The organism is Streptomyces spiralis, from assembly GCF_014654675.1.
Lineage (GTDB): Bacteria > Actinomycetota > Actinomycetes > Streptomycetales > Streptomycetaceae > Streptomyces > Streptomyces spiralis.
The window spans coordinates 1-9,179 of the sequence record NZ_BNBC01000101.1 but is presented as its reverse complement, the minus strand read 5'-3'; the positions used below and the strand labels follow the sequence as shown (position 1 = coordinate 9,179).

The 9,179-nt window shown below is 71.8% G+C and carries 7 protein-coding genes, 1 tRNA gene and 1 pseudogene; 6 read left to right on the top strand and 3 right to left on the bottom strand.

Annotation, left to right across the window (positions count from 1 at the left end; translation table 11 throughout):
- Positions 1–429: 429 nt before the first annotated feature.
- Positions 430–609 (bottom strand): GIY-YIG nuclease family protein, encoded by a 180-nt coding sequence (locus IE318_RS46820; protein ID WP_373311450.1) that lies wholly within the window; start codon positions 607–609, stop codon positions 430–432.
- Positions 591–827: pseudogene (locus IE318_RS46025) on the bottom strand (NUDIX hydrolase); the annotation flags it as partial. The gene IE318_RS46820 and the pseudogene IE318_RS46025, both read right to left, overlap by 19 nt.
- A gap of 39 nt (positions 828–866) precedes the next feature.
- Here IE318_RS46025 and IE318_RS46020 point away from each other — a divergent pair.
- Together IE318_RS46020 and IE318_RS46015 are read left to right on the top strand one after the other, a co-directional pair.
- Entirely contained in the window at positions 867–1,196 is a 330-nt protein-coding gene (locus tag IE318_RS46020; RefSeq protein WP_229904208.1) for an integrase, read from the top strand.
- Positions 1,178–1,738, top strand: a complete 561-nt coding sequence (locus tag IE318_RS46015; RefSeq protein ID WP_229904207.1) for a site-specific integrase — start codon at positions 1,178–1,180, stop codon at positions 1,736–1,738. Before IE318_RS46020 ends, IE318_RS46015 begins: the two co-directional genes overlap by 19 nt.
- A gap of 181 nt (positions 1,739–1,919) precedes the next feature.
- On the opposite strand, the gene IE318_RS43685 is transcribed toward IE318_RS46015, so the two are convergent.
- Positions 1,920–1,992 (bottom strand) — tRNA-Arg (locus tag IE318_RS43685).
- Between the two features lie 320 nt (positions 1,993–2,312).
- Here IE318_RS43685 and IE318_RS43680 point away from each other — a divergent pair.
- The 4 genes from IE318_RS43680 (at position 2,313) to IE318_RS43665 (ending at position 8,745) form a co-directional block, all read left to right on the top strand.
- Positions 2,313–3,935 (top strand): dynamin family protein, encoded by a 1,623-nt coding sequence (locus tag IE318_RS43680; RefSeq protein ID WP_189908385.1) that lies wholly within the window; start codon positions 2,313–2,315, stop codon positions 3,933–3,935.
- Positions 3,936–4,382: 447 nt separating this feature from the next.
- Positions 4,383–6,257, top strand: a complete 1,875-nt coding sequence (locus tag IE318_RS43675) for a YfjP family GTPase (protein ID WP_229904206.1) — start codon at positions 4,383–4,385, stop codon at positions 6,255–6,257.
- A gap of 233 nt (positions 6,258–6,490) precedes the next feature.
- Positions 6,491–7,021 carry a single-stranded DNA-binding protein gene (locus tag IE318_RS43670; protein ID WP_189908383.1) on the top strand — a complete coding sequence of 177 codons (531 nt, stop codon included), beginning with the start codon at positions 6,491–6,493 and terminating at the stop codon, positions 7,019–7,021.
- A gap of 329 nt (positions 7,022–7,350) precedes the next feature.
- Positions 7,351–8,745, top strand: a complete 1,395-nt coding sequence (locus IE318_RS43665) for a Cys-Gln thioester bond-forming surface protein (RefSeq protein WP_189908382.1) — start codon at positions 7,351–7,353, stop codon at positions 8,743–8,745.
- Positions 8,746–9,179 lie beyond the last annotated feature (434 nt).

The window sequence follows — 9,179 nt, the reverse complement described above, 5'->3', positions numbered from 1 at the left end:
GATGAGTGCTGTCCTTCCGTGCGACGCATGAGGGATGGCACGCGCCGGTCGGGCGGGAGGACAAGACTGTGATGGGATCTTTGGCCGGGCTCCTATGAGGTCACAAACGCCCGACCGGCCGCGCGCAGGGCGGCACCACCCGAGTCGGCCGACATTTCATCAACAAGACAGCCTGTACGTCGGTCAGTTGGCGGATCAGACCACCTCGGGCGGCACCACCGACATCCTCACAGTCAGCTGGTGATGTCAGCCGGACGGTCTATGCACTGATTGGCAGTGCTCTTGCCCGCTCGCGCGCTTCGGCTCGAAGCTCCTTGAGCTGGCCGTGGAAGCTGTTGTGGTGATTCTGGTCGAGGTTCAGTGGAAGGTCGAGCTGGCGATGAGCTCCGATTCCATGGTCCACGGTTCGTCGTCCTCCAGTCAGCACACTTACGCATTGGCGGCCATCCACTGACTGAGCCTGGCTTCTCCGACCCTGCCGAAAGTCAGACGGGTCCCGCTGCCGACGCGGCGCAACTCGAGCCCAAATAGGCAACCCAGGGTGAGCCGCAACGTTGATCCAGCCGCGTTGCCTCGGTAGTGATACCGCCCTCGCCGGGCGTGAGCCACTCGACGGCTGTCGACTCGGTCGACGTGCGCTCGGTCCCGCCGGAAGGCTTGCAGCGGAAGACCAGGGCCACGATGCCCCGGGTCGTGTTCTTGTAGACGCCGGTGAGTTCGTCGACCTCGGCGTGGATGCCGGTCTTCTCCAGGACCTCGCGGGCTACGCCCATCGCTTCAAGTCCGCTGCCATGAGCTGGTACAGGTTCGCCGTCGAGTACGTGGATGCCGGCTGGCCTCAACTCGGCGGCAACAGCCGGAAGACCATGACCGCGACCATCATCGCGCTACTTCGGGCCAAGCCCACCCAGTTCGCACCTGCAGCCGTGCGGACGGCTCTTCGCGAATGGGCGTTCAACACGAACCGACGCCCGGACGCGCCCCGAGACGTGGTGGCCATCCTCAAATGGGTCGAGCGGAACTCCCTGCCCGTCTCGGCCTGGGGGGACCCGGAGAAGGTCGACCAGGTCCTGCAAGCCATTGACACGCGCCTGGACGGCAGGCAGGCGGCGGCATGGTCCCGGAAGCGCAACCGTCGGATCCTCAGCGTTGCCCTCGGCCCGAGGAAGCCGTCGCCATGCGGGTGGAGGACGTGACCCTGCCCGAGCCCGACGCCGACGACCAGTGGTGCGAGCTGCTGATTCACACGGCGACTCCGGAAGTCGGGAAGCAGTGGACCGACACGGGGGAGATCCACGAGCAACGCGACCTGAAAGGCCGCGCGGAGGGCGAGACACGCACCGTGCCGGGCCATCCGGCCCTCACGCGCATCCTCCGGCAGCACATCGCCGACGAACAGCTCAAGCCAGGTGATTTGCTCTTCCAGGGCGAGTCCGGTGGCGTCCTCGCCGGATCCGTCATCCGTCGGGCGTGGCGCAGCGCGCGTAAGGCGGTACTGCCGCCGCACGTCTTCGTGTCGCCCACCGGGCGGCGCGTGTACGACAACCGGAACACGCGCCTGACGAAGTGGCTCAACGACGGTATCCCGCCCGCCCAGGTGGCCGAGTGGGCCGGCAACAGCGTCGCCGTCCTCCTGGCGACCTACGCCCGGTGCATCGACGGGCAGCTGCCGGACCTCAAACGGCGGCTGGAAGTCGCGGGCGACCTCCCGGAGACGGAGCTGCCGGGCGCTGGCTGATTTTCCACCGGTCGAGAACTTCGACACGTATTCGACACGGCCGCCCGCGAAAACCCGGTGAGAGCCGGACAGCCCCGGAGCCTTCCCCTGATCGCCAGGGGAGTGCCCGGGGCTTCGGCGTGTCGTATGTCACTCATCCTGACCAGCGAAAAAGCCCTCCCGAGGGGAGGGCTTTCAGGGGCGCCCCCGGCAGGACTCGAACCTGCGGCCAAGCGCTTAGAAGGCGCCTGCTCTATCCACTGAGCTACGGGGGCCTGGTGTGTGGCCTCTGTCGTGGTGCCCGGGTGTGGGCTGATCCGTGACGTTGCCGGGGACAAGGATAGGGCTCCGGACTCCTGGTCCCCGTTGCTTCGCCTCCGTGGCTCGATGTGGAGGTTCGGTGAAGCGGTCCCGATAATCGCAGGCAGGTACGAATCGTGCACCGCTTTTGGCGTCTCGCGCACCGGGTGTTGTGCACTCGTTATGCCTGGACTGTGGCCTCGTCCCAGTTGTCCCTTCCGTCCCTTGTGTTCTATCGGCGCGCAGACATGCTCATATGCTTCAGATATCCCCCAAAATTGGGCATTCTTCGCATGTGGTGACCTTGGACGTACGGCCTCAGCTGCTCGAAGCACTCTCCGCCCTGCGCGACCGCGTCGCCGCCGCACGCTTCCCGCTGCCCCTCGACGGGGCACCACGCGCGCGTGCCAATCGCGACGAACTGCTCGCCCAGCTCGACGACTACCTCGTGCCCCGGTTGCGGGAGCCCGACGCGCCCCTGCTGGCCGTCGTGGGGGGTTCGACCGGCGCGGGTAAGTCCACCCTCGTCAACTCGCTGGTCGGGAGACGGGTCAGCGAGGCGGGCGTGCTGCGGCCGACGACCAGGACCCCCGTCCTGGTGTGCCACCCGGATGACCATCACTGGTTCAGCGGCACGCGCATCCTGCCCGACCTTTCGCGCGCGTGGGTGCCCCGCCAGGACCCCGGCGCCTCCCTGACCGGGGACGAACCGCAGACACACGAGGACGGTCCCACACGCGTACTGCGCATCGAGACCGTCGAGACCGTACCCCCCGGCCTCGCCCTCCTCGACGCCCCTGACATCGATTCCCTGATCGCCGACAACCGGTCCCTGGCCGCCGAGCTGATCTGCGCCGCCGACATCTGGGTGATGGTCACCACGGCCGCCCGGTACGCCGACGCCATCCCCTGGCACCTGCTGCGCACCGCCAAGGAGTACGACGCCACGCTCGTGACCGTCCTGGACCGGGTGCCGCACCAGGTCGTCTCCGAGGTCTCCCGGCAGTACGGGGCACTGCTCACCAAGGCCGGGCTCGGCGACGTACCGCGGTTCACCGTGCCGGAACTGCCCGAGTCGGCCTGGGGCGGTGGGCTGCTGCCCGCCACCGCCGTGGCACCGCTGCGCACCTGGCTCGTCCACCACGCCCAGGATCCCGCGGCCCGGCAGCACGCGATGTCCCGCACCGCCCACGGCCTGCTGGACTCCCTGAAGGTCCGGATGCCCGAGCTGGCCGGCGCCGCCGCCGCACAGTACGCGGCCGCGCTGCGGCTCACCGCCGCCGTCGACAGCGCCTACGACGGCGAGTACGCGCGCGTGCGGGGCCGGCTGCAGGCGGGAGCCGTGCTCGCCGGGGACGCCCTGAAGCGGTGGCGCGCCTACCCGCTGGACTGCACCGCCGGCGAACTGCTCGACGCGCTCGTGGAGAGCCTGGCCGCCCTGCTGCTGTGCGCCGTCACCGCCGCCGACGAACGCATCGACGACGCCTGGCGGCGCGAGCCGGCCGCGGACGCCCCGAGCCTGGCCGACCGCGACACCTCGATCGAGAGCGCCGAGCACCGCATCGGGCTCGCCGTCCGGCGCTGGCGCCGAGAGCTCGAGGAGTACGCCGACGAAGAGGTGCGTGGGCTGGACCGGAGCGTCGCACCGGACCCCGAGGTCGTCGCCGCGCTGGCCGCCACCGGGCTGCTGGGGGGCCGCCGGGGCCGGTCCGCGGGCGAGGGACTCGCGGAGCGGATCGGCGCGCACGGCGCGCTGCGGCTGCGCGACCGCGCCGGGCGGCTGCTCGCCGACTATCTGGACCGGGTGATGCACGCCGAGCGGGAGCGCCGGCTCGCCCCGCTCGACGCCCTCGAAGTACAGCCCGACCCCCAGGCCGAACTCATTGCCGCGCTGTCCGTACTGCTGAAGGAGAGGTGACCGGTGACCGCCGTCACTGACCAGAACCAACGAGAACGCACCACTCATACGGAGGGCACGGTTCGAACGGAGGGCACGGCGGTCTCGACGGACGGTGACAGGGCGAGGGCGAGAGCGAGAGCGATGGCGCGGGACGCCGTGGGAGCCGAGGACATCCGTGAGGCCGCGGCCGGGCCGGGGGCCGGGAGCGGAGTCGGGCCTGGGAGCGGCGTGGGGGCCGGGACCAGCATCGAATACGGGACCGTCCCGGCCTCCGGGCTCGGTCCGGCGTCTCGTTCCGGGGTCGCTCCGGAGCCTCGGACCGTCCCCGAGGCCGAGAACACGCCGCGTTCAGAGGGCGCCGGGAGGCATCGGGCGGCGGCGCAGCTCGAGGTGGCCGACGCGTTCGGCCTGGCCGGCGGGGCCGCGAGCCGTCCTGCGCCGGCCGTTTCGGGGCCGGGCAGCCGCGTGAGGGACGACGACCGGCACGCGCGCGTGCTGGACGACGGCGGCCACGCGCGCGTGCAGGACGGTGGAGCCCGGAGCCGTACGGAGTCCGAGGGCGGTCGTGCGGAGCCCGCGGGCGGTCGTGCGGAGCCGGCGGACGGTCGTACGGAGTCCGCGGGCGGTCGTGCGGAGTCCGAGGGCGTATGGGACGACGGGCTGATCGCACGCCGTGTCACCGAGACCGGCACCAGCGCCGCCGACCTCGTGCCCGTGGATCCCCGGCCCGCCCGGACCATGCCCGTGCCGCCCCTCGCCTACGACGGACCGCTGCGGTCGCGGCTGGACGCGCTGCGCGAGCTGGTCGGCCTGTCCCGCACCCGGCTGGAGAGCCGTACCCTCGCCGAGGCGGGCCGGGTCCTCGACGAGGCCGCGGCCCGTCGCAGGCTCTCCGGGCAGCACACCGTCGTGGCCATCGCGGGCGCCACCGGCAGCGGCAAGTCCCAGCTGTTCAACGCCCTGGCCGGCGTGGCCATCTCGGAGACCGGCGTACGCCGGCCGACCACCGCCGCACCCATCGCGTGCAGCTGGAGCGACGGCGCGGCGAGCCTCATCGACCGGCTCGGTATCCCGGGACGGCTGCGCAGGCGCCCCCTTCAGGGCACCGACGCCGACCCGCAGCTGCGCGGACTGGTCCTGGTCGACCTGCCCGACCACGACTCGGCCGCCGTGCAGCACCGTGAGCACGTGGACCGCATCCTCGGACTGGTCGACGCGGTCATCTGGGTCGTCGACCCGGAGAAGTACGCCGACGCCGTGCTCCACGAGCGCTATCTGCGGCCCATGGCCGGCCACGCGGAGATCATGTTCGTCGTCCTCAACCAGGTCGACCGGCTGCCCGGCGAGGCCGCCGACCAGGTCCTCGACGACCTGCGCCGGCTGCTCGACGAGGACGGGATCGCGCTCGGGGAGTACGGCGAACCGGGCGCCACCGTGCTCGCGCTGTCCGCCCTCACCGGCGACGGCATCGGCGAACTGCGCGAGGCGCTCGGCGAGTTCGTGGCCGAGCGCGGGGCGGCGGCCCGGCGCATCTCGGCCGACGTGGACGCGGCGGCGACCCGCCTGCGGCCCGTCTACGCCACACGACGGCGGGCCGGCCTGAGCGAGGAGGCGCGCGAGGAGTTCGCGGCCCGGCTGGCGGACGCGGTGGGCGCCGTCGCCGCGGGCGAGGCGGCCGAGCGTGCCTGGCTGCGCAACGCGGGCCGCGCGTGCGGGACGCCGTGGCTGCGGCTGTGGCGCTGGTACCAGGACCGGCGCGAACCTCCCACAGGCCGGCTGCCCGTGCGTACACAGCCCGACGAGGAGGCCACCGCGCGGCAGCGCGTGGAACAGGCGGTGCGTACGGTGGCCGACCGGGCCTCGGCCGGCCTGCCGGCACCATGGGCGCTGGCGGTGCGCGAGGCCGCCGTACGCGGGGCGCAGGGGTTGCCGGAGGCGCTGGACGACCTGGCGGCGCGGGCCGGGCTGCCACCCGGACGGCCGCCACGGCCGGGCTGGTGGCCGGCGGCGGTCCTGGCGCAGGCGTCGATGACGATCCTCCAGGTCGTCGGAGGGCTGTGGCTGGTCGGCCAGATCGTGGGCGTCATGGCGCCGAACCTGGGGGTGCCGGTCCTGCTGATGATCGCCGGCATCGTCGGCGGGCCGCTCGTGGAATGGGGCTGCCGCATCGCGGCACGCGGACCGGCCCGGCGGTACGGCCAGGATGCGGAGCGCCGCCTCCGGGAGGCGGCGGCGGGATGCGGCCGGGCCCGGGTGCTCGATCCGGTGGCGGCGGAGCTGCTGCGCTACCGGGAGGTGCGCGAGCAGTACGCACGGGTGACGGGGGCGGGAGGGCGGTGAGTCCGGGTGCGGGCGAGGAGTCCGGCGGGGGGTGAAGGTCACCCGTCCGGGTGAGGGAGTTTTCCACAGGCGGGCGGTGGTCCACAGGGCCCGGCGGGCCCGTCCCGGCGGAGGCAGCCTGGTTCCGCGGCGATCGCGAGAGACGCGGTCGGCGCGGCAGACGCAGCCGTACGGGACGGGCCCGTACGCGTGTCCGCCCGGCCGCGGCGGCCGGGTGAGGGAGGGAAGCACCGATGAACGAGACGATGATCTGCGCGGTGGGCAACGTGGCGACGCAGCCGATGTACCGGGACCCGGGTACGGGGATGTCCGCGAGGTTCCGCCTGGCGGTGACCGCGCGCTACTGGGACCGCGAGAAGAACGCCTGGACGGACGGGCACACCAACTTCTTCACGGTGTGGGCCAACCGGCAGCTCGCCGCGAACACGATGGCGTCGCTGAACGTGGGCGATCCCGTCGTCGTGCAGGGCCGGCTGAAGGTGCGCACGGACTCGCGTGACGGCAACACCCGCGCCTGGGCGGACATCGACGCCGTCGCGATCGGCCACGACCTGGCGCGGGGCACGTCGGCCTTCCGGCGCACCGGCAGGCCCGAGCCGGCAGCACCCACCACCCCGCCCGCACAGCCCGAGCCGAACTGGGAGACCCCTGTCGGGACCTCGGTCACGGGCGACGACACCGCGCCTCCCGTGGAATCGCCCGCGGACGCGAGCGCCGAGGCGGAGAACGCGAAACAGCGGCGCGAACCGGTGGCGGTGACGTGACAGGACGCACCGACAAGACGTGGCTGACGGCTTGGCGGCTGACGGTTCACGGGACATGACTCGCCGAACTGCGGCTTATCGGTGAGTGCGCTCGGCAACGTCCCGGTTGATGTGCCGACAGGTCCGGTTCACCGGCAGTTGGCGGCGATAACGATTCCGATTCGGATCAGTTACCTGACGATCTGACAGCAAGCCGCGGTGCACGGGATCTTTAGGATGCCGGACATGGCTCGGTGAGCCCGGAGATTCTGCTGGTGGGACCGTACCCCCACGTCAACGGGTCCTGCTCGGAGGGGAATTCTGTGTGTGCTTCGTACGCTGCGCCGTCCATGCGCAGCCCAGGGGCGGCCCGTCTGGCCGCCGCGACCCTGGTGTCCGGCCTCATCGCCGCCGGTGTGCTGGCCGCCGCCGGCCCGGCCGCCGCCGACGGGATGCCGCAGAGCCAGGGCGGGGCCACCGCCACCATGGGCGGCCTGAAGACCTACGGCACCGCCGTCATCCATGACGGGACCGGGAAGCACCAGGTGCCCGCGGGCCTGTTCGAGATGTCCGTGGACGGCGGCGGCACGCTGCAGACGTACTGCGTCGACCTGCACAACCCCACGCAGAAGGACGCCAAGTATCACGAGACGTCCTGGAGCGGCACCTCGCTCGGCGTCAACAAGAACGCCGGGAAGATCCGCTGGATCCTGCAGAACTCCTACCCACAGGTGAACGACCTGGCGGCACTCGCCGCCAAGGCGGGGGTGAAGAACCTCACCGAGCAGGACGCGGCGGCCGGCACCCAGGTGGCCATCTGGCGCTACTCCGACAGCGCGCGCGTCGACGCCGTCGACCCGCAGGCCGAGAAGCTCGCGGACTACCTGCAGCACAGCGCCCGTGACCTGGCCGAACCGCAGGCCTCGCTGACCCTGGACCCGCCCGCCGTCTCGGGACATCCCGGCGAGCGGCTGGGCCCGGTGACGGTGCACACCGACGCGAGCAGCGTCACGGTGACGCCCCCGGCGGACGCGGCCACCACCGGTGTACGGATCGTCGACCGGCACGGCAAGCCGGTCACGTCCGCCAAGGACGGCACCCTACTGTTCTTCGACATCCCCAAGGACACCTCCGACGACGGATCCCCCGCGTCGGGCACGGCCGAGCTGACCGTCCAGGCCTCCACCACCGTGCCGGTCGGACGGGCCTTCGCCTCCGACAGCCGCAGCCAGACGCAGATCCTGGCCGGCTCCAGCGAGTCCACGGTCGCCGCGACCACGACCGCCACCTGGGCCGACGCAGGCGCGATACCCGCCCTGTCCGCGGCGAAGGACTGCGCCAAGGGCGGCCTGGACATCACGGTGGCCAACAAGGGCACCGAGCCTTTCACCTTCGACCTGATGGGCGCCGAGCACACCGTCGCCGCGCGCACGACCCGTACGGTCACGATCCCCCTGCAGGAGGACCAGGCCTACGACTTCACGATCACGGGCCCCAGCGGTCACGGACAGCGCTTCACCGGCGTCCTCGACTGCCACACCCAGGGCAGCGAGGCGGGCCTGGCCACCCAGACCCTGAGCGAACCGAGCCCGGTCACGGCCGGCGGCGGCTCCGGCGGCACCGACCTGGCGGACACCGGCGGCACCGACACCACCCCGCTGCTCGCCGCCATCGGCCTCAGCCTTCTCGTCCTGGGCGCCACGGTGCTGAGCATCGTCCACAAGAACAGGACCTCCCGGAACTGAGCCGGACCCGAGGCCGACGAACCTTGCCAACTCAACAGATAGCGCCCGCCCGACAACCCTCCGCACGCCCCCGCCCCGGGTGCTCGGCCCCGACTCCCCGTCCGCCGGGCCGTACGGCAAGATGGGCTGTTACTTACCGCGAGAGGGCCCCTCACCAGCGGTTTCCTGCCGATGAGGGGCCGTGTCAGGCGGTGTGGGCCGTCTCTGGGCCGTCATGAGCGTGACCGGCGGCCCGGTACATCCCGGAGATGGCTTTCCGGGTCCGGGACTCGCTGGACGCCATCGAGTGCGTGTAGACGCGGAGCGTGAACCCGGGGTGGCTGTGCTCGCGAAGTGCGGCCGACACCAGATGTCAGCCTAGTACTGCAACGGTGCTTGCCCTGAATGATGGCCAGTTCAGGGGCTGTGTCCGCGTCGTTTGTAGTGGCTGGTGC